Source organism: Klebsiella quasivariicola (assembly GCF_002269255.1).
GTDB classification, from domain to species: Bacteria; Pseudomonadota; Gammaproteobacteria; order Enterobacterales; family Enterobacteriaceae; genus Klebsiella; species Klebsiella quasivariicola.
This window is the reverse complement of the sequence record NZ_CP022823.1, coordinates 1,383,692-1,403,823: the sequence shown is the minus strand read 5'-3', so window position 1 is coordinate 1,403,823 and position 20,132 is coordinate 1,383,692. Positions and strand designations below refer to the sequence as shown.

Genomic DNA, 20,132 nt, shown 5'->3' with positions numbered 1-20,132 from the left:
CACTCTGGCGTCCTTAACTTGTCAGCGCCAGATAAAACGCCGACAATTCAGTCATGAATAATAAAACGGAGGCACCTATGTCCACCTCGTTTTTTGTCGCTGCCGACTGGCTGGCAGAACATATTGATGACCCGGAAATTCAGATTATCGACGCCCGCATGGCGCCCGCCGGGCAGGAGGCCCTGCGCGATATGGCCGCGGAATACCGCGCTGGCCACGTGCCGAACGCGCTGTTTTTCGATATCGAGGCGCTTTCCGACCACACCAGCCCGCTGCCGCATATGATGCCGCGCGCCGAGGCATTTGCCGTCGCCATGCGCGAGCTGGGCGTCTGCAGCGATAAGCACCTGGTGGTTTATGACGAAGGCAATCTGTTTTCCGCGCCTCGCGCCTGGTGGATGCTGCGCACCTTTGGCGTGGAGAAGGTGTCCATTCTGGCCGGTGGGCTGGAGGGCTGGCGACGTGACGAACTGCCGCTGGAGCAAGGCGTGCCCGAGGTGGCCGAAGGGGAATTCGACGTGCGTTTCGATCCCCAGCAAATTAAGCGCCTGACCGACGTCCTGCTGGTCAGCCATGAAGGGTCGGCGCAGATTGTCGATGCGCGTCCGGCGGCCCGGTTTAACGGCCAGGCCGACGAACCGCGCCCGGGCCTGCGTCGCGGGCATATCCCCGGCGCGCTTAACGTGCCGTGGACGGAGCTGGTGATTAACGGCGAACTGAAAACCGTCGACGAGCTGAACGACATCTTTTTACGTCAGGGTGTCGATTTTGAACGGCCAATCATCGCCAGCTGCGGATCGGGGGTGACGGCGGCGGTGGTCGTGCTGGCGCTCACCACGCTTGGCGTGAACGGCGTCTGCCTGTACGACGGCTCCTGGAGCGAATGGGGCGCGCGGAGCGATCTGCCGATTGAACCGGCCTCTGCCGCTCCGTAAACACGGCGTGACCGCGGGCCTCCCGTCCCGCGGTCACTAAATAATTTCTGATTTTCCCTCTCCCCTCCTTCTGCTTCTCGCTAAACCGGTTACTCTGTGCTGCCGCAGGGTTTGTACCTGCCGTATTCGCTTTACTGCCACTCACTATATAAGGAAATTGAATAATGGCATTTTCATTACCGGATCTCATGGATGTCGTACATAAGTACAACCGCAATCCCACCCCGAAACCGATGCCCGTAGACGAAGTGGATCGCCTGCGGGTACGGAAATATCGTGACCCGCAAAATAGCGAAACCGTGGCGCTTCCGGAGAGTCTGAAAGCGCTGTTGGCCTACGATTGCCAACTGAAAAGCCCCCACGGACAGCTGGTACTGGAATGGGTTGTGGACTCCATTGATGAACATGGCGTCCTGCTTTCCGACTCGCTTGATGAAGATGCTTATTACATGAATGGTCTTGATATGGCCGGACTGGACTTTGAAGAGCTGATGCCCGTCTGGAACGACGATCCGCGTCTTCCTGCCCTGATTCGCATCAGCCACGCCGGCGATCAGCAGGTATTTATCTATGTCACTGAACGTGATGAACAAGGTGAATATCCTGTTGTCCGCTTCGAGGGTAAAGAGAATGATCTCTGGCTGGCAGAATCGTCACTGATTGAATATCTGCAGGGGATCTTTGCCGGCAGCGAGGAGAGTCACGACGAATGGCAGCATCAGCAGACCCTCAATGAGGCACGCGATGGCGCCTTGCTGGAGCTGGAATATATTCATGAGGATCTTTACGCCAGGCTCGAAGGCTGTCCTGACTAATTCACCATCTCACCCCGGATGACGCGATTAACGCGCGCCGCCGGGGCCTGCTCCAGGAGGGAGCGTTTTATCCGTAACCTGATGTCACCACAAGGAGTGAAAATGGCATTAGTCTCTAACCCACATTCTGCTGATTCACCGCGCCGTCCCTGGCTGGGAGGCATAGCTGGCCTGCTGGCGGGCGGCGTCATTCTTTATTGTTGGCCGCAATGGAACCGGACATGGTTAAGCCTGGTGCCTGTGCCGGTTTCTGTTTATACCCGCTTTCTCGGGGTCACGCTGGAAGAGGTCCCGTTAATAACCTATGGTCACCAGGCGCTGCTGGGTTTTCTGATGGTGCTGCTCGCGCCCGGTTACGGTAAGTCGACCCTTGCCGCGTGGATGATGCATAACCCTGCGTCAAGCCGGCGCTGGCCCGGCGAGGTTCTCCGCGCCTGGGGCATAAAATTTGGCCTGCTGATTATCGTCTTTTGCAATCTGTTCTTTTTGGCCAAGGTCGGATCCGGGACGCTGGCGTTATATATTTTTATTCTCCAGCACGTCAGCGTTGCCGCGGCGGTGGCGTCGGGTGTGCTGCTGCTGCGTGACGCCCGGCGTCTGGCCCGCACGTTCGACGCTCAGCTGGCGGATCTGCGCCTTCTGATGCTCCTCACCCTCGGGTTCCAGACGATTTTGCCGGCGCAAATCGCGCTGATGAGCGCCCGGGGCGTGAATACGCCGCTGGGCTGGTATATTGTCATTGCGCAGATGGTGGGGGTGTTACTGGCGTTTATGCTGGTCGGCGGGCTGGTGGCAGCGATACGTTCTCTGCTGGGCGAAGAGAGATGCCGGGCCTGGCGCGGGGATATAGCACTCTACAATGGGATCGTCACGCTGTGCGTAACGGGATTTCTTCTTTATCACATGGTGTCAGCCTACCCGCGGATTTTTGCCGCTCTGCATTAATTTCTACAGAGCCGTTTTTCAGATCCTGGCGCAGGCCGCGGAAACACAGTGGGGGCAGACGCCCCCGCTTTCAGATAATGCGGTTTTGTTTAAAATCGCGCAGAAAGCTGCCCCAGCGCTTTTCATAGAACGGCGTGATATGGGCAATCATAAAGTGGCTGATGCCCTTCTCGCCTTCCACCACCTGGCAAATATCAATCGGTTCATCGCCGGGCAGGGTATCGGTCGCCACGCTACCGGTGGTCTGAATAATGGCTTCGATATCCCCTTCCGCCTCAATGCCGATTAGCAGGTTAGCCGGCGCGTCGGCGTGCTCTTTAATTGAGCACAGAAACGCCCGCTTGACGGTCTTCAGCGTCTTGAACAGCGTAGTCAGCGAATCCACCATCTGCGCCGGCGGTTCGGCGACTTCAGATAACAACAGCGCTTCGCCGCCTTCCAGTACCGTCTGGGTACTGAGCGGGCTGCCCTCTTCACCGAGCAGATGACTGATTTCACGCGGGGTGAACTCTTTGCCGCTCGGCAGCTTCGGGTTGAGGAACAGCGATTCGCCCAACGTCATCGCCATCAGCGTGCGGGCCGGCATCATCACGAAAGCCTGCTCGTCTTCCACCGCCTGCTGCAGCGCCTCCAGCGAGGTGAAGAACGGGATCACCGAGCTGCCGTCCTCTTTTTCCCAGTGCTGCAGATCCAGCGCGCTATCTTCGACAATCTGCTCACCATCGGCTGCACTGCCCGGCACCCAGACGGTCGCCTCCAGCAGCGCGCTGAAAAATGCCGGACGATGAGCGGGCTCGGTCGCCGCTTTTTCCAGCAGGGTTTCTAATTCGTTTTTGGTATCAGACATAGTTTGGCTACTTCACAATGAATTGCCCGCCGGCACCACGCTTGCACGGGCCTGGGGATTTTCCAGACCGGGCAGGTATCGCGCCACCCGGCAAAAAATACAGGCCGGGTAAACGTAGCGCTACCCGGCAAGGCCATTACTCAGCCGTCAGCAGATTGGCGATAGTACGTACGCCAAGACCCGTCGCGCCCGCCGACCACTGCTCTACCGCGGCTTTACGGTACGTCGCGGAGCAGTCAATATGCAGCCAACCCTGGTGGTAGTTTTCCACGAAGTGGGACAGGAAGCCCGCCGCGGTGCTGGCGCCAGCCGGATAGGCCGCGCTGCCGGTATTGTTCAGTTCAGCAAAGTTAGACGGCAGCTGGTTGCGGTGGAACTCGGCCAGCGGCAGACGCCAGAAGGCTTCGTTTTCCGCCTGCGCGCTCGCCAGCAGGCGATTGGCCAACGCATCGTCAAAGCTGAACAGCGCGTGGTAGTCATTACCCAGCGCGGTTTTCGCCGCGCCTGTCAGGGTGGCGGCGTCGATGATCAGCTCTGGCTTCTGCGCCGAAGCGTCAATCAGGCCATCCGCCAGCACCAGGCGGCCTTCGGCGTCGGTGTTCATCACTTCAACGGTTTTGCCGTTACGATAATGAATGATATCGCCAAGTTTGAATGCATTGCCGCTGATCAGGTTGTCGGCGCAGCACAGGTAGAGCTTCACGCGCTTGTTCAGACCGCGGGTGATGGCAAAAGCCAGCGCGCCGGTGACGGTCGCCGCACCCCCCATATCGGATTTCATTGAATCCATAAAGGCGCTCTGTTTGATGCTGTAGCCGCCGGAATCAAAAGTGATGCCTTTGCCCACCAGGCAGGCGTACACCGGCGCTTCTTTATCGCCAGTCGGGTTATAGTCCAGCGCCAGCAGGACCGGCGGACGCTCGGAGCCGCGGCCCACGGTGTGCAGGCCGAGATAACCCTGCTCGCGCAGATCTTCACCTTTAGTGATGCGATAGCTCATCTGCTCACCCGCCACGCTGCACAGCAGGTCGACGGCGCGCTGCGCCAGCTGCTCCGGCCCCAGCTCTTCCGCCGGCGCATTGATGGTATCGCGCACCCAGTCGATTATGGTCAGACGGTTATCCAGTTCACTACGCTGCGCGTCGTCCAGAGTCGGCCATTCCACTTTGCGAGTGCCCTTCGGCCCTTTATAGCCCGCCCAGAAGGCCCAGGCGCGATCGGTGTTCCAGCCTTCGCCGCTCAGGGCAACGTGCTTGATACCCATACCGTCAATTTTCCGCGCCGCGCGCTGGATTAACCCCAGGTCGTCTTTACCGTTGAGATGTAAGGCGATACCGTCGTTATTGATACTCCAGGTCGCTTTTTCTCCCCAGCGCGCATCGGCTGGCTGAGTAGAAAGCGTAATCTTCATGGCTTCGGTCATTATCATTATCCTTCTTAGCAAACGGGCCACCGTATGGCAGCCCGTAACGTTCTCTCGCTCGATGATTTAGCCAACTTCATATCGCCGCATGAATCATGACGCGAAAATTATTCGGCTTCGTCTAACCAGACTAGCAGAATCGCCTCGAGAATTTTTTCATTGGATGCGTTTGGGTCATCATCAAACTCTTCCAGATCGCAAATCCACTGATGCATATCGGTAAAGCGAACGGTTTTCGGGTCGAGATCCGGGTAAGCATCGTACAACGCTTCGCCGATTTCGCGACTGTCAGTCCATTTCAGTGCCATATTAGTGCTCGCGTGCGTGGTTGATGGTGTAACGCGGGATCTCAACGACCAGATCTTCGTCGGTGACGCGCGCCTGGCAGCTCAGGCGGCTGTCAGGTTCCAGTCCCCAGGCTTTATCCAGCATATCGTCTTCATCTTCGCTACTCTCGGCCAGCGAGTCAAAACCTTCACGCACGATGCAGTGGCAGGTGGTGCAGGCACAGGATTTTTCGCAGGCATGTTCAATCTCGATGCCGCTACGCAGCGCGGCATCGAGAATGGTTTCACCGGTCTCAGCTTCCACAACGATGCCATCCGGACACAGGTCCTGGTGGGGCAGAAATACAATTTTTGGCATTTTAAACCTCGTCCACGGATTGGCCTTTCAGCGCGATACGGACCGACTGATCCATACGGCGGGCGGCGAATTCCTGGGTTTGTGTGTCGATATTTTTAATCGCTTCTTTAATCGCGTCGGCATCATCGCCTGCCGCGGCGGCGCGGACCTGCTCCGCAGCGGCATCGATAGCCTGACGTTCCGCGGCGCTTAACAGCGCGGCGTCGGCGGCCAGCGCGCTGGCCAGGCTCTCCAGTACGCGAGCGGCTTCGACTTTCTGTTCAGCCAGCATGCGCGCCTGGATATCCTGTTCGGCGTAGCTCATTGAATCTTTAATCATGGTGGCGATTTCGCCGTCCGTCAGGCCGTAAGACGGTTTCACCTGGATGGAGGCTTCCACGCCGGTCGATTTTTCCATCGCCGTAACGCTCAGCAGACCGTCAGCATCCACCTGGAAGGTAACGCGAATATGCGCCCCACCCGCCGGCAGCGCCGGGATACCGCGCAGCGCAAAACGCGCCAGCGAGCGGCAATCCTGCACCAGCTCACGCTCGCCCTGCATCACGTGAATGGACATCGCCGTCTGGCCATCTTTGAAAGTGGTGAATTCCTGCGCGCGGGCCACCGGAATGGTGGTATTACGCGGGATGACTTTCTCTACCAGGCCGCCCATGGTTTCCAGCCCAAGCGACAGCGGGATAACATCCAGCAGCAGCAGTTCGCTGTCCGGCTTGTTGCCGACCAGAATATCGGCCTGGATCGCCGCGCCGATGGCGACAACTTTGTCCGGGTCGATAGAGGTCAGCGGAGTACGGCCAAAGAATTCGCCAACGCGTTCGCGCACCAGCGGCACGCGAGTGGAACCGCCGACCATCACCACTTCCAGCACCTCTTGCGCGTCAACGCCGGCGTCTTTCAGCGCGCGTCGGCAGGCCATCAGGGTACGTTTTACCAGCGGGGCAATCAGATCGTTAAACTGGCTACGGGTGATTTCGCCCTGCCAGCCGCCGACCTCAACGTGCGCCTCCTCGGCATCGCTGAGGGCGATTTTCGCCGCGATGGCGGCATCCAGCAGCTCGCGCTGCAGACGATTGTCGCTACGGTCGCTGAAGCCCGCCTGCTCGCGCAGGTAATCCGCCAGCAGATGGTCGAAATCATCGCCACCGAGAGCCGAGTCACCGCCGGTGGCCAGCACTTCAAACACCCCGCGGCTTAAGCGCAGAATGGAAATATCAAAGGTGCCGCCGCCGAGATCGTAGACCGCAATCACCCCTTCCTGACCGGAATCGAGGCCGTAGGCAATCGCCGCCGCAGTGGGTTCGTTCAACAAGCGGAGCACGTGCAGACCCGCCAAACGCGCCGCGTCTTTAGTCCCCTGACGCTGAGCGTCGTCGAAGTAGGCCGGAACGGTAATGACCACGCCGTCGAGTTCGCCAGCCAGCGCTTCAGTGGCGCGGGCGGCCAGCGCTTTCAGGATATCGGCGGAGACACGGATCGGATTCAGCAGACCGCCAGCGGTCTGGATCATCGGCAGACCGTTTTCACTGGCCTGCAGCTGATACGGCAGATGCGGGTAGCGGTTTTGAATATCGGCGAGGGAGCGCCCCATCATCCGCTTCACCGAGCTGATGGTATTGGCGGGATCCTGGGCGGCGTTCAGCCGGGCATCATAGCCGACGGTCAGCCCCGAAGCGTGGTAGTTCACCACCGACGGCAGCAGGTAGCGGCCTTGATGATCGGGCAGAGTTTCGGCCTGGCCGCTACGCACGGTAGCCACCAGAGAATTGGTGGTGCCCAGATCGATACCGGCCGCCAGACGACGCTGATGCGGCGCGGCGCTCAGGCCGGGCTCACTAATTTGTAATAAGGCCATAATTGCTTCCGAAAATTAAAAATCGAGCAGTTTTTCTTCGAGTTCTTCAGCACTGCTGCGCAGTTTATCGAGGAAACGGAGCTTACGTACCGTGTCCGCCGCCGCCTCCCAGCTCTCATTATGCAATTGGTCAACCATCAGCTGCTGGCGGGTATCAAACAGCGCTTTCACTCGTTTGATAAAGCTCTCCAGCCGCGCATCGTCTTTCGCCTGGCCGATCTCATCCAGCTCTTCGCGCAGCTCCAGCTGTTCCATCAGAAACGCGGTGTCGCGAACGGTATGCTGTTCGCTGGCGAGATCAAAGCCATGCAGCGAGAGAAGGTATTCCGCGCGAGTCAGCGGATGGCGCAACGTCTGCCAGGCCTGGTTAATGGTGGCGGAGTGCTGAACCGCCGCAAGCTGTTCCGCTGCAGGTGCGCTGGCAAATTTATCCGGATGGTACTGGCGCTGCAGATCCTGATACCGGACAGCCAGTTGTTCGAGCGAGAGGGTATAGCTGGCTGGTAACCCGAAGAGGGTGAAATAGTCCATAGTAACCTCAGGGTCATGCATCTAAACTAAAACCCCACGCGCGGCGTGACCGCGGTGGGGTTGGGGAGTACCGATTATACGTTAAAGCTTTCGCCGCAGCCGCACTCGTCTTTGACGTTAGGGTTAGTGAATTTAAACCCTTCGTTGAGGCCTTCTTTGACGAAGTCCAGCTGCGTGCCGTCGAGGAATTGCAGACTTTTGCCGTCGATCACGACCTTCACGCCTTTGTCTTCAAACACGGTGTCTTCAGCCGCCGGCTCGTCAACAAACTCCAGTACATAGGCCATACCCGAGCAGCCGGAGGTTCTCACGCCCAGGCGCAGGCCAAACCCTTTACCGCGGTTCGCCAGGAAGGTATTGACTCGCGCTGCTGCACTGTCGCTAAGAGTAATCGACATAACAAAACCTCAACTAATTATTTTGCTTCACGTTTGCTTTTGTAATCCGCAATCGCGGCTTTAATCGCGTCTTCCGCCAGGATAGAGCAGTGAATTTTCACCGGCGGCAGTTCCAGTTCATCGGCGATATCGGTGTTCTTGATCGCCTGCGCTTCGTCCAGCGATTTACCTTTCACCCACTCGGTGACCAGGGAGCTGGAAGCGATAGCGGAACCGCAGCCATAGGTCTTGAAGCGCGCGTCTTCAATGATACCTTCATTGTTGACTTTAATCTGCAACTTCATCACGTCGCCGCAGGCCGGCGCGCCGACCATGCCGCTGCCGACGTTCTCGTCGCTGTTGTCAAAAGAGCCGACGTTGCGCGGATTCTCGTAATGATCGATAACTTTTTCGCTGTAAGCCATGATGAATTCTCCTTATTGGTGCCGAATTAGTGATGTGACCATTCAATGCTGTTCAGATCCACGCCCTGTTTGAACATTTCCCACAGCGGAGAGAGTTCACGCAGACGACCAATGGATTTGCGAATCAGATCGATGGCATAGTCAATCTCTTCTTCGGTAGTGAAACGACCTAAAGAGAAACGAATAGAACTGTGCGCCAGTTCATCGGTCATGCCTAACGCGCGCAGCACGTAGGATGGCTCAAGGCTCGCGGAAGTACAGGCTGAACCGGAGGAAACCGCCAGATCTTTCAGCGCCATAATCAGCGACTCACCTTCAACATAGTTGAAGCTGACGTTAAGAATGTTCGGCGCGCCCTGCTCGAGGTCGCCATTCAGGTAAACTTCTTCCATATCCTTCACGCCGTTCCACAGACGGTTGCGCAGGGTGCGCAGGCGCGCCATTTCGCTTTCCATCTCTTCTTTGGCGATACGGTAAGCTTCACCCATGCCGACGATCTGGTGAACTGGCAGAGTACCGGAACGCATACCGCGCTCATGGCCGCCACCGTGGATCTGCGCCTCGATACGAATACGCGGCTTACGGCGAACGTACAGCGCGCCGATACCTTTCGGACCGTAGATTTTATGACCGGAGAAGGACATCAGGTCCACTTTCAGCTGGCTCAGATCGATAGGCAGCTTGCCCACGCTCTGGGTGGCGTCTACGTGGTAAATGATACCGCGGGCGCGACACATCTCGCCGATGGTAGCGATATCCTGCACCACGCCGATTTCGTTATTCACATGCATGATGGAAACCAGGATGGTGTCGTCACGCATCGCCGCTTCCAGCTCTTTCAGATCGATAATCCCGTTGCTCTGCGGCGCCAGGTAGGTCACTTCGAAGCCTTCGCGCTCCAGCTGACGGCAGGTATCCAGAACCGCTTTATGCTCGGTTTTGCTGGTGATGATGTGCTTGCCTTTTTTCTGATAAAAGTTGGCTGCACCCTTGATCGCCAGGTTATCGGATTCAGTCGCACCAGAGGTAAAGACGATTTCGCGCGGGTCGGCACCGACCAGCTCGGCAATCTGATTGCGGGCGATATCAACCGCCTCTTCAGCCTGCCAGCCAAAACGGTGGGAACGGGAGGCCGGGTTACCAAAGGTCCCGTCCATGGTCAGGAACTGCATCATTTTCTCGGCAACACGCGGGTCCACCGGCGTGGTTGCGGAGTAATCGAGATAAATCGGTAATTTCATTGCTCTTAAACTCCGTACATCACTCAATGCAAGGAATCAGGCAACCGGCTTGATGTACGACCGAGTACACGGAATGTCGGAGCATCCCGGCCTGATTCTGAAAGCTCGTTATAATCGTTGTCCCGCCGTTTCGTGCCGCTTTGCCCTGTCAGCCGCAGCCCGAAACGGGACGGGTCACTCAGGCGCGCAGTTTAACGTCGATCGCGTCCTGGGTGCGCGCATTGCGCTGGGTTTCGTGCTGATGCTGACGACCGGACACATCAAGGATCTCCTGGTTATTCACCAGTTCACCCAATGTGATATTGTTCAGGAAGCCGGTCAGGCGTTCGCTCAAATCGCGCCACAGCGCGTGAGTCAGGCACTTATCGCCGCCCTGACAGCCGCCTTTGCCCTGGCAACGGGTTGCATCGACGGATTCGTCTACGGCGCTAATCACTTCGCCGACGGCGATGCTGCTGGCATCTTTACCTAACAGATAACCACCGCCCGGACCACGAACGCTGGAAACCAGGCCATTTTTACGCAGGCGAGAGAACAGCTGTTCCAGATAGGAAAGCGAAATTCCCTGACGCTCTGAAATATCTGCCAACGGCACCGGGCCGGTTTCAGAGTTGAGCGCAACGTCAAGCATTGCGGTCACGGCATAACGCCCTTTAGATGTCAGTCTCATGTCTTACTTAACCTCAAACTCGCCCCTGGCCGGGCTTTTTATTAATATGGGTATTGCATAGCAGGGCCAAGTCTGACATTCCCGAGTAATTTGGTCAACTATTTACTTGACTGTTTTAGTCAGGTATTTGGCTTTCCGTGCCGTTATTAATTTCGAGCCGCTGCCGGGGTCGGCCAAAGGCCTCGCCCGGGCTAGAACAGAGATGTAGATTCGTAGGCCGGATAAGCGAAGCGCCATCCGGCGTTAACGCGCTTACTTACCTTTATTCTGCTGTTCAATAGACGCCAGCATGCCGCGCAGGATGTTCAGCTCCTGGCTTTCCGGACGCGCGCGGGTGAACAGACGACGCAGCTTGTTCATCACCTGCCCCGGATGGTTCGGGCGGATGAAGCCCGTCGCCAGCAGCGTCTGCTCAAGATGGCCGTAGAAACGTTCCAGATCGTCCACCAGCGGGTATGGCGCCTCTTCATGGTCAACTGCCGGCTGCGCCTGCTCCTGCGTCGCCAGCCAGGCCATCCGCACTTCATAGGCGATAACCTGCACCGCCATCGCCAGGTTCAGCGAGCTGTACTCCGGGTTGGCGGCAATCGCCACATGGTAATGGCACTTTTGCAGTTCATCGTTGGTCAGGCCAACGCGCTCGCGACCAAAGACCAGCGCCACCGGCGCATGCTGACCTTCGGCGACGCTCTTGATGCCGCATTCGCGCGGATCGAGCATTGGCCACGGCAGCGTGCGGGAACGTGCGCTGGTACCGACCACCAGGCTGCAGCCCGCCAGGGCTTCATCGAGGGTATCGACGATCTGCGCGTTGCCGATCACATCGCTGGCGCCCGCGGCCAGCGCGATAGCCTGCGAATCGGGTTTGACCAGGGGATTGACCAGCCACAGGTTAGTTAAGCCCATGGTTTTCATCGCGCGGGCTACAGAGCCCATGTTGCCGGTGTGAGAGGTTTCTACCAGTACGATTCGAATATTTTGCAGCATTATGGTTCTTCGGCTAAAGATTATTCGTGCATGCTAACATAAAACGGAGACATAAGCAGAATTCGCTGTTACTATATGCGCCGTTTTTTCCCGTTCTTTAACATCCAGTGAGAGAGACCGATGCATCCGATGCTGAACATTGCCGTGCGCGCAGCGCGCAAGGCGGGTAATTTAATTGCCAAGCACTACGAAACGCCAGATTCCGTAGAAACCAGCCAGAAAGGCAGCAATGACTTTGTGACCAACGTCGATAAAGCCGCAGAAGCGATTATTATCGAAACCATTCGCAAGTCTTACCCACAGCACACCATCATCACCGAAGAAAGCGGTGAACACGAGGGTGAAGATCAGGATGTTCAATGGGTTATCGATCCACTGGATGGCACCACCAACTTCGTAAAACGTCTGCCGCACTTCTCTGTTTCCATCGCCGTACGCATTAAAGGCCGTACTGAAGTCGCGGTGGTCTACGATCCAATGCGTAACGAACTGTTTACCGCCACCCGCGGCCAGGGCGCGCAGCTGAACGGCTATCGTCTGCGCGGCAGCAACGCGCGTGACCTCGATGGCACTATCATCGCCACCGGCTTCCCGTTCAAAGCGAAGCAGCACGCCACCACCTACATGAATATTCTGGGTAATATGTTTACCGAATGCGCCGACTTCCGTCGCACCGGCTCTGCTGCGCTGGATCTGGCCTATGTAGCCGCCGGCCGCGTTGACGGCTACTTTGAAATCGCCCTGAAGCCATGGGATTTCGCTGCAGGCGAGCTGATCGCTCGTGAAGCTGGCGCGATTGTCTGCGACTTCACCGGTGGTCATAACTATATGATGACGGGCAACATCGTTGCCGGTAACCCGCGTGTAGTAAAAGCGATGCTGGCGAATATGCGTGAGCAACTGAGCGATGCGCTGAAGCGTTAATCTCTTACTGATGACAAAAAGGAAGCCGCGGCTTCCTTTTTTTATGTCATTTTATCATGTTGAGGATCTGGCGAATCACCGCATTGCCGCCGATGCACAGCACCGTCAGGCCGCTAAACAGGGCCAGCGGTCCGCGCCAGCGCAGACAGCCCTGTTGCCCCAGCCAGCGCTGGAGACACAGCGCTATCCCTACCGTCGCCAGCCGGGCCAGCAACACGCCTACCATTGCCGGGGCCAGCAGCAGCCATCCCCACAGGGGCAGTTCATACTGCTGCGCACTGAGTAAAATCCATATCAACTGAAACGGCAGATAAAAGCTCAGGGCAAAGATCAGCGGTAAGCGAATGTTACCTGCCGGCGCGACAACGCCTTTAACGCCGCGCCAGCTGTCGCGCAGCAGGATCCCTGCCAGTACCAGCGTGGCCAGATAGCAAACGTCGTTACAGATGCCCGCAATCTGCATTAGCCTGTCGCTGCTTAGCTTCCCCATAAACGCGAAACGCCAGAAAATGATCACCAGAAAACCGAACTGTAGCACCCAGCTGCGCAGGATCCAGTCAACCATTTCCCGCGGTGAGGGCTGGTTATGCACGGCCCAGGCAACGATGGGCAGTTTACTGTGACCAGGATGGCAAAAGGCCATGACGAAGCCCGACAGCGTTAAAGTGGCGTAGGCCGCCAGCGGGATATCCCCGACACTCGCCACCCCGAATCCCATAACATATGGCATGGCGTGGTAGACACGCACCAGATCCGCCGGCCACCAGCTGGCCAGCGCCGGAAACCAGTAGACGATCGCCAGCCCCACCAGCAGCCCGGCGACAGCGGCGCAGCCATAATAGAACCGCCCGCTCTGCGCGGGAGAAAGGATATTTGCGGCCATTGCGACTCCTTGTCATCCGCCGAAAAGCGGAAAACTAGAGCATCGCGTCATCAGCGGCAAGCGCGGGTGACTACTTTCGGATTTGCGCCCGGCGCCGGGCTAAAACGGGCGGATCCCACCGCCGGCCGGGACAGCACTGACCCACATCACCCCTGCCGCCACCAGCAAAAAGACGCCTCCGGCCAGCGCCAGCGTCAGCCAGCCCACCTGGCGCCACAGCGGTGGCGTCTGATGCTGGCCCAGCTTCACCGCCAGCTGGCGAAAACTGTGCACCAGCAACGCCAGCGCGGTAATGGTCAACGAGGTTCCCGCCGCCATCGCCAGCGCCGCCGCCATCCCCCAACTGAACACCCCGATCACCTTGCTGAACAGCAGGACCATAATTGCCCCCGAGCAGGGGCGCATGCCCATCGACAGGACAATCGCGGCGCGTGCCCGCCAGTCGTCGCCGCTCTGAAGCTGATCCGGCGCCGGGAGATGCTGGTGCCCGCAGCCACAGTGCTCGTGATGAACATGATGCGGGGTAAAAGCGGTAAACGTTGGCCGACTCAGCAGCAGACACAACTTTTTTAGCGCCCGCCAGCACAGCAGCAAACCTAACGCGCCCACCAGCAGATAGCTGCCCTTCTCCAGCCAGAAACTGCTGAGATGCAGCTGGCGTGCCGGCAGCTGCAGCAGCGCCAGCACCACGACCACCAGCACGATGGCCACCAGCCCCTGTAATAAAGAGGCGGCCAGCGTCAGGTTAATGCTCGATTTCAGCTTCGAGGGATGGGTGGCGAGCCAGGTAGTAATGACAATTTTACCATGGCCGGGCCCTAAGGCATGCAGCACACCATAAACGAAACTGAACCCGAGCAGCGACAGCCCCGCCGCTGCCGGGTTCTCCGCCACCGCCTGCAGCAGACGGCTGAGTTCCAGATTCAGCGAACGCTGCCAGACAGCGCTCTGCATCAGCACCTGCGGCCACGCCTGCCACAGCCAAATACCGCCGATGATGCTCACAGCCAGCAACAGCGCCAGCGGCCACAGCGCTTTCCAGCGCGAGGATCGCGCGCGCGGGGTAAAAATCACTGACATGTCAGGGTCACCTTCTGGGCAAAATAGCTGCCCAGTGCCATATCCTCCGGCGGCGCATCCGCTTTATCCAGCGACTGAGCGTACGAGAGCATTTTGTCGTTCGGTTTTGGCGTCATCACCGTTGCCTTACAGGCATCCTGCAGGGCTGCGGGCAGGGAAAAATCGCTATCCATGTCATAAAACATGTCGACGTAGTAGGTCGGGTCGAAGGTGGAGAAGGTAAACGTCTGCCCGGCAACGGGTTGCGGCGTCGCCAGCGGCAGGGTAAAGGTCAGAACCGCCTGCAGTCCTTCACGCTCGAGGCCATAGCCAGCGGGACGATTGGCAAATTTCACCCGCTGGCCGTTGTGCCACAGCTCGCTGAAATAGTGCTGGCCGAGCACGTTGGCCATCACCTCCGCCGCCAGCTTTTTCCACACTTCGCTGCCCGGTTTGGCGCTTCCGGCATCATAGAGCAGATCCGATGAGGTTATTTCGTCCATGGTCCAGCGCATTTTAAAGGCGCTCAACAGACCGTCTTCGATCACCGGCTCGCTGTGCAAACTGATGAAGCTATGCGGATGCGCGGCGGCTGACCACGATAAAACCATGAAAAACGCCGCGCCGGTGCATTGTTTCACTCTGTTCATCTGTTCCTCACGTGAAAAATTCTGTGACCTTCGCCAGCAATCCTGAGCTAAAGCAGACGCTCTTCCCTGTCCCCACCGCCGTCATTGTCTATCCTTAGCGGAAACCCTAACTGGAACTTACCAGATGATGACCGTCATTGAACCACCATCTGCGCTTTCCAGTCCACAGCGCCGTAGCCAGGTGCTCCTGATGTTTTATCTGCCCGGGCAGTCGGTAACGACTGAACGGCTTGGCAGAATCAACCTCGTTGATGAGACCACGGCCCGGCAGGATATTGAGGAGACCGGACGCGAAATTCAGCGTTACCACCGCTTGACCCTCCAGTCACAGGTGGACGGCAGCTATCGGATTGAAGGCGCCGCGCTCGACCAACGTTTATGTCTGCTGCATGCGCTGCGGCGGGGGCTGCGTCTGTGCCCGCAGTTCGTTAACCATCATTTTACCCCGGCGCTGAAAACGCAGCTTAAACAGGAAGGTATCGCCCGCACTTTATACGACGATACCAATCTGCAGGCGCTGGTCAATCGCTGCGCGCGGGCGCTCAATCGCCAGTTCGACTGCCGGGACGTGCAGTTTCTGCGCCTGTACCTGCAGTATTGCCTGCTTGAACATCACCGGGGCTATTCGCCTGACTTTAACGATGAACAGCAGCACTGGGCCCAGACCGCCGCCGAGTTTACCCTGGCGCAGGAGATTGTCCGCCACTGGCAGCGCCGGGTCGGGGCTCCGCCGCATGTCGGGGAACCCTTTTTCCTCTCATTGCTGTTTATGTTGCTCAAAACTCCCGATCCGCTTCGCGACGGTCATCCGCAGGATCGCCGCCTGCGGCTGGCTATCTCCGGCCTGATCCACCGCTTCCAGATCCTCGCCGGCAGGTCGTTCAGTGATGAGCAGGGGCTCAGCGATCAACTCTATATTCATTTGTCGCAGGCATTGATCCGCAGCGTGTTTGCCATCGGCATCGACAGTGCGCTCACAGAGGAAGTGAGCCGGCTCTATCCCCGCTTACTGCGCACCACCCAGGCGGCATTGGGTGAATTCGAGGAGGCCTGGCACATTCGTTTTAATGAGGAGGAGACCAGCTTAATCGCGGTGATCTTTGGCGCCTGGCTGATGCAAAAAAGCGACCTGCACGAGAAGCAGGTCCTGCTGCTGACCGATGATAATCCGGATATTGAAGCGACGCTGGAACAGCAGCTGCGCGAACTCACGCTGCTGCCGCTAAATATCAAATACCAGAGCGTAGAGCGCTTTCAAAAGGAAGGTACACCGAAAGGGGTCACACTGATTGTCACCCCCTATGCGACGGCGCTGCCGCTGTTTTCGCCGCCGCTAATCCATGCGGAGAACGGCTTTACTGAACGCCAGCAGCAGCATATCTGCGCGATGCTCGAAGACTAGGCCGCTACCGCTTTCGGTCGAATAACCAGCGCCGGGATCGTTAGCATCGCCATCACCCAGAATACGCCCTGGTGCAGGTGCTGGTAGAGGAAGCCAGCGAAGACGGTCATGATGGCAATACTTCCCCCCATCGCCACCGCCGAGTAGACGGCCTGCAGGCGGATCACCTCGCTGCCCTGACGGGCGGCGATATAGCGCATCGCCGCCAGGTGACACACCGTGAAGGTGCCACAGTGGAGGATCTGCGCGAGGATGAGCCCTGGCAGCGCCGTGGTCCAGCCCATCAGCGTCCAGCGGATCAGCCCGCACACAGCGGAGAGCAGCAGCAGATCGCGCGCGCTGAAGCGGCGGAACACTTTTTTGCTTAATGCGAAGATCACCACTTCCGCCACCACGCCTAACGACCACAGATAACCGACCGCCGAAGCCGAATAGCCAGCCTGCTGCCAGTAGATGGCGCTAAAGCCATAGTAGGCGGCGTGCGCCCCCTGCAGCAGACAAACGCAGGCCAGGAAGCGCCAGCTCTGGCGCACCAGCGTCAGCCATGCCGTCAGACCGGCCCCCTGCTGCTGGCGCGACTCTCCCTGCGGCATCACCGACGGTTTGAGCAGCATGCCGAGCAGCATCGAGGCAACGCCAAGGCTTAACATCAACAGGATCGCCCGGTAATCAAACAGGCTCACCAGCTTGCCGGTCAGCGCGGAACCGATGACGAAAGCAATGGAGCCCCATAGCCGCACCCGGCCATAGTCCATGGTGATCTGCTTTTGCCAGGTATTGGCCAGGGCATCCGTCAGCGGCACCAGTGGTGAAAAGAACAGGTTGAAGCCAACGATAATGGCCAGCAGCCATGCCACGTGACTGCCGGCCCAGAAGGCCAGCGCAAAGAGCAAGGTTAACAGCGCCAGCACGCGCAAGGCGGCGATCAGCCGGGAGGGATCGCTGACCCGCGGGGCAATCAGCAGGCTACCGAGAAAACGGGCCACCAGCCCGGCGCCAAGCAAGATGCCAATGGTTTCCGGAGTCAGTCCATTGCCTGCCAGCCAGACGCTCCAGAAGGGCAGAAAAATACCGTAGCTAAAAAAGTAGGTGAAATAACTGAGCGCCAGCCAGCGCGTGGAGTGCAAGACCATGATTTCCTCCCGAATGGTGGCGATAGTCTGGCGATAAACCCCGGCGGGCGCAAGATACTCTTGTCTGCTGATAGCTCGTTATTTATGCCCCCTCGATGATGATTTTCAGCGAAAAATTCAGTTTCTCTCCCGCGCCTAAAACTCGCAGCCCCGGCTGCCCGTCCATGTTGTGGGCGTTTACCGGATGGCTTTGCGGCTCGAGGCAAAGGAATGATTCACCTTGCATTCTGAAAAGCATCAACCACGGAGTTTGCGATAGAATTGTGATATTCATCACGTCATTGCTTACCCTCGCCCGCCCGCCCCAGCCGGAATAACCCACGTTCAGCCAACGATCCTCCCCGAACTGCGCCACGCTGAAATCAGCGTAGTCGGGCAGTTCGCCTTGCCAGCCGAGAGGGAGATGATGTTCCCCTTCCGGCCAGTAGCCGCTGGCTTCGAACTGGGCCTTACTGCGCTCATCAAAAGGGAAAAAGGGATGAAAGCCGCAGCCGTAAAGCGCTGGGGCCTCCCCACAGTGGGTGAGCGTTAGCTCCGCTATCAGCTGGTTACGCAGCAACTGGTAGCGGAGCTGCGCCAGATAATCGAAACCGCAGGCATGCTGCCGACGCAGCTGCAATACACAATACCCGGCACCGTGCTCAATAATTTCCCAGCGCTGTAACCAGCCGTCACCGTGAAGAAAGAAGTGCTCGTCGGCATGGTGGCGAGGCAGGGCAATCTCCTGCCCATGAAAAGTAAAACGGTTGCCGGCGACGCGATTGGCCAATGGCAGCATAGGAAACATGCCGCCCGCCGGGTTTTCGTACAGCACCGGAGCCTGATGTTGCCGGGAGAACAAACTTTGTACTTTGCCACCCAGGGAGGAGATGCGCATCCGCAGATGCGCGTTTTCCAGAATCCACTCTTCCGCCATTAGCGCATCTGCTCCTGCTTCGCCGCATTAACGCCCGAATGACGCTGCGCCAGCTGCTCTTCCAGCGCTTCAAGGGTGATACCTTTCGTTTCCGGCACGTTGCGCAGGATATAGAGGTAGCCGGCCGCACAAATGACGCCATACAGCAGGAAGCTGCCTGCCGCGCCCAGGCCGGCATTCAGCAGCGGGAAAGTATAGGTTAACAGGAAGCAGGCAATCCAAAGCGCCAGAGTACCTAAAGACATCGCGAGTCCACGTACGCGGTTGGGAAAAATCTCCGCCAGCAGCACCCAGGTCACCGGCGCCAGGGTCAACGCATAAATAGCAATCGCCGCCAGCACCAGCAACAGTACCGGCCACCCCATTATGCCCATGGCGTAAGCGCCGGCGATCAGCACATAGATCAGCGTCAATCCCGAAGCGCCAAGCAGCATTAATTTACGGCGACCGATTTTATCCACCAGCGGCAGCGCCGCAATGGTAAAGACCAGATTAACGACGCCCGTCGCGACGATCGATTTCAGCGTGCTGTTAATATCGAACCCCGCCGAGGCAAAAATCTCCTGCGCGTAGTTAAAGATGACGTTAATCCCGCACCACTGCTGGAATATGGCGAGCACCATGCCAATGATCACAATCGGTTTCACCTGGGGAGCCAACAGCGCGCCGTAGGAAACTTTGTTGTTATCCTTTTCCAGGGTATGCGCGATTTCACGCAGGATCCGGTCGGCATAGTCGGCAGAACCAATGCGTTCCAGCGCCGCCCGGGCGCGCTCCGGTTTACCGGCCTTCATGAGCCAGCGCGGCGACTCGGGAACAAAAAACATCAGAACCAGAAACGCCAGCGCCGGAACCAGTTCCGCGCCGAACATCCAGCGCCATCCCATCTGCCCGTTCCAGCTCTCCACAATCATCTGCTGCGTCGCCCCCGTCTCCACCGGTTCAGCAATCATCAGATTGATTAACTGAGCGGCCAGCACGCCAATCACGATGGTGAGCTGGTTGACCGCGACAAAGCGTCCTCTTTTCTCTGCCGGGCTAACTTCGGCAATGTAGAGCGGGCTGAGCGCGGATGCCAGACCAATCCCCACGCCACCCACAATGCGGTAAACCACAAACATGTCGAAATGACTGGCGACCGCCGTCCCCCACGCCGACGCGCTGAACAGCACAGCGGAAAGAATTAATGGCAGTTTGCGTCCCAGTTTATCGGCGCACCATCCCGAAATTAATGCGCCGAAAATGCACCCCAACAGCGCTGAGCTCATCGCCCAACCCGACTGCGCCGGGTCGGTAATTGAAAACCAGGCTTCATAAAATGGCTTAGCGCCGCCAATCACCACCCAGTCATAGCCAAACAGTAAACCACCGCAGGCAGCGACCAGACAAATCGTCCAGACGTAGCCCATTTTCAAATGTGTCTGCGCGTTATTCATAATGATTCCTCTATAAGGGAAACGCAGGGAACAGTA

Annotated in this window: 22 protein-coding genes; 5 read left to right on the top strand and 17 right to left on the bottom strand. The window is 58.0% G+C overall.

Annotation, left to right across the window (positions count from 1 at the left end; translation table 11 throughout):
• The first annotated feature begins 77 nt into the window (after window positions 1–77).
• From sseA to B8P98_RS07155, 3 genes are all read left to right on the top strand, one after another.
• A complete protein-coding gene (gene sseA / locus B8P98_RS07165; protein WP_012967442.1) occupies window positions 78–935 on the top strand; it encodes a 3-mercaptopyruvate sulfurtransferase in 858 nt (285 codons plus the stop codon).
• Between the two features lie 164 nt (window positions 936–1,099).
• Window positions 1,100–1,750: a DUF5066 family protein gene (locus B8P98_RS07160; protein ID WP_008803797.1), complete on the top strand. Its 651-nt coding sequence runs from the start codon at window positions 1,100–1,102 to the stop codon at window positions 1,748–1,750.
• A 102-nt stretch (window positions 1,751–1,852) separates the two neighbouring features.
• Window positions 1,853–2,695, top strand: coding sequence for a hypothetical protein (locus B8P98_RS07155; RefSeq protein ID WP_025711692.1), 843 nt, complete (start codon window positions 1,853–1,855; stop codon window positions 2,693–2,695).
• 70 nt (window positions 2,696–2,765) lie between these two features.
• Here the strand turns inward: B8P98_RS07155 and sseB are convergent, their stop codons facing one another.
• The 11 genes from sseB to trmJ all read right to left on the bottom strand — a co-directional run bounded on the left by sseB (window position 2,766) and on the right by trmJ (window position 11,693).
• Complete coding sequence (gene sseB, locus B8P98_RS07150; RefSeq protein WP_025711691.1) at window positions 2,766–3,542, bottom strand: enhanced serine sensitivity protein SseB; 777 nt, start codon at window positions 3,540–3,542, stop codon at window positions 2,766–2,768.
• A 136-nt stretch (window positions 3,543–3,678) separates the two neighbouring features.
• Entirely contained in the window at window positions 3,679–4,965 is a 1,287-nt protein-coding gene (gene pepB, locus B8P98_RS07145) for an aminopeptidase PepB (RefSeq protein ID WP_025711690.1), read from the bottom strand.
• Window positions 4,966–5,072: 107 nt separating this feature from the next.
• Complete coding sequence (gene iscX / locus B8P98_RS07140; RefSeq protein WP_002913954.1) at window positions 5,073–5,273, bottom strand: Fe-S cluster assembly protein IscX; 201 nt, start codon at window positions 5,271–5,273, stop codon at window positions 5,073–5,075.
• Window position 5,274: 1 nt separating this feature from the next.
• Entirely contained in the window at window positions 5,275–5,610 is a 336-nt protein-coding gene (gene fdx, locus B8P98_RS07135; RefSeq protein WP_002913956.1) for an ISC system 2Fe-2S type ferredoxin, read from the bottom strand.
• 1 nt (window position 5,611) lies between these two features.
• Window positions 5,612–7,462: a Fe-S protein assembly chaperone HscA gene (gene hscA / locus B8P98_RS07130; protein WP_025711689.1), complete on the bottom strand. Its 1,851-nt coding sequence runs from the start codon at window positions 7,460–7,462 to the stop codon at window positions 5,612–5,614.
• Between the two features lie 15 nt (window positions 7,463–7,477).
• A complete protein-coding gene (hscB, locus tag B8P98_RS07125; protein ID WP_025711688.1) occupies window positions 7,478–7,993 on the bottom strand; it encodes a co-chaperone HscB in 516 nt (171 codons plus the stop codon).
• 74 nt (window positions 7,994–8,067) lie between these two features.
• Window positions 8,068–8,391 carry an iron-sulfur cluster assembly protein IscA gene (gene iscA, locus B8P98_RS07120; RefSeq protein WP_004104506.1) on the bottom strand — a complete coding sequence of 108 codons (324 nt, stop codon included), beginning with the start codon at window positions 8,389–8,391 and terminating at the stop codon, window positions 8,068–8,070.
• Window positions 8,392–8,408: 17 nt separating this feature from the next.
• Complete coding sequence (gene iscU, locus B8P98_RS07115; protein ID WP_002913991.1) at window positions 8,409–8,795, bottom strand: Fe-S cluster assembly scaffold IscU; 387 nt, start codon at window positions 8,793–8,795, stop codon at window positions 8,409–8,411.
• A 26-nt stretch (window positions 8,796–8,821) separates the two neighbouring features.
• Window positions 8,822–10,036 carry a cysteine desulfurase gene (gene iscS / locus B8P98_RS07110; RefSeq protein WP_002913992.1) on the bottom strand — a complete coding sequence of 405 codons (1,215 nt, stop codon included), beginning with the start codon at window positions 10,034–10,036 and terminating at the stop codon, window positions 8,822–8,824.
• Between the two features lie 178 nt (window positions 10,037–10,214).
• Window positions 10,215–10,706 (bottom strand): Fe-S cluster assembly transcriptional regulator IscR, encoded by a 492-nt coding sequence (iscR, locus tag B8P98_RS07105; RefSeq protein WP_012540866.1) that lies wholly within the window; start codon window positions 10,704–10,706, stop codon window positions 10,215–10,217.
• 252 nt (window positions 10,707–10,958) lie between these two features.
• A complete protein-coding gene (trmJ, locus tag B8P98_RS07100; protein ID WP_025711687.1) occupies window positions 10,959–11,693 on the bottom strand; it encodes a tRNA (cytosine(32)/uridine(32)-2'-O)-methyltransferase TrmJ in 735 nt (244 codons plus the stop codon).
• Between the two features lie 120 nt (window positions 11,694–11,813).
• On the opposite strand from trmJ, the gene suhB reads away from it, so the two are divergent.
• On the top strand, window positions 11,814–12,617 hold the full coding sequence (gene suhB / locus B8P98_RS07095; protein WP_025711686.1) for an inositol-1-monophosphatase: 804 nt from the start codon (window positions 11,814–11,816) through the stop codon (window positions 12,615–12,617).
• 46 nt (window positions 12,618–12,663) lie between these two features.
• Here the strand turns inward: suhB and B8P98_RS07090 are convergent, their stop codons facing one another.
• The 3 genes from B8P98_RS07090 to B8P98_RS07080 all read right to left on the bottom strand — a co-directional run bounded on the left by B8P98_RS07090 (window position 12,664) and on the right by B8P98_RS07080 (window position 15,209).
• On the bottom strand, window positions 12,664–13,500 hold the full coding sequence (locus B8P98_RS07090) for a hypothetical protein (protein ID WP_025711685.1): 837 nt from the start codon (window positions 13,498–13,500) through the stop codon (window positions 12,664–12,666).
• Window positions 13,501–13,599: 99 nt separating this feature from the next.
• On the bottom strand, window positions 13,600–14,580 hold the full coding sequence (locus tag B8P98_RS07085) for a nickel/cobalt transporter (RefSeq protein ID WP_025711684.1): 981 nt from the start codon (window positions 14,578–14,580) through the stop codon (window positions 13,600–13,602).
• Complete coding sequence (locus tag B8P98_RS07080) at window positions 14,571–15,209, bottom strand: DUF1007 family protein (protein WP_025711683.1); 639 nt, start codon at window positions 15,207–15,209, stop codon at window positions 14,571–14,573. The genes B8P98_RS07085 and B8P98_RS07080 overlap by 10 nt, the downstream gene beginning before the upstream one ends.
• Window positions 15,210–15,333: 124 nt before the next feature.
• Between B8P98_RS07080 and csiE the strand changes: the two genes are divergently transcribed.
• Window positions 15,334–16,611, top strand: coding sequence for a stationary phase inducible protein CsiE (csiE, locus tag B8P98_RS07075; protein WP_080896822.1), 1,278 nt, complete (start codon window positions 15,334–15,336; stop codon window positions 16,609–16,611).
• Here the strand turns inward: csiE and B8P98_RS07070 are convergent.
• The 3 genes from B8P98_RS07070 to B8P98_RS07060 form a co-directional block, all read right to left on the bottom strand.
• Window positions 16,608–17,744 (bottom strand): 3-phenylpropionate MFS transporter, encoded by a 1,137-nt coding sequence (locus B8P98_RS07070; protein WP_025711681.1) that lies wholly within the window; start codon window positions 17,742–17,744, stop codon window positions 16,608–16,610. The two genes, csiE and B8P98_RS07070, sit on opposite strands and share 4 nt — an antisense overlap.
• Before the next feature lie 82 nt (window positions 17,745–17,826).
• Window positions 17,827–18,660: an aldose 1-epimerase gene (locus tag B8P98_RS07065; protein WP_080896821.1), complete on the bottom strand. Its 834-nt coding sequence runs from the start codon at window positions 18,658–18,660 to the stop codon at window positions 17,827–17,829.
• Window positions 18,660–20,096, bottom strand: a complete 1,437-nt coding sequence (locus B8P98_RS07060) for a sugar porter family MFS transporter (RefSeq protein ID WP_025711679.1) — start codon at window positions 20,094–20,096, stop codon at window positions 18,660–18,662. Before B8P98_RS07060 ends, B8P98_RS07065 begins: the two co-directional genes overlap by 1 nt.
• Window positions 20,097–20,132 lie beyond the last annotated feature (36 nt).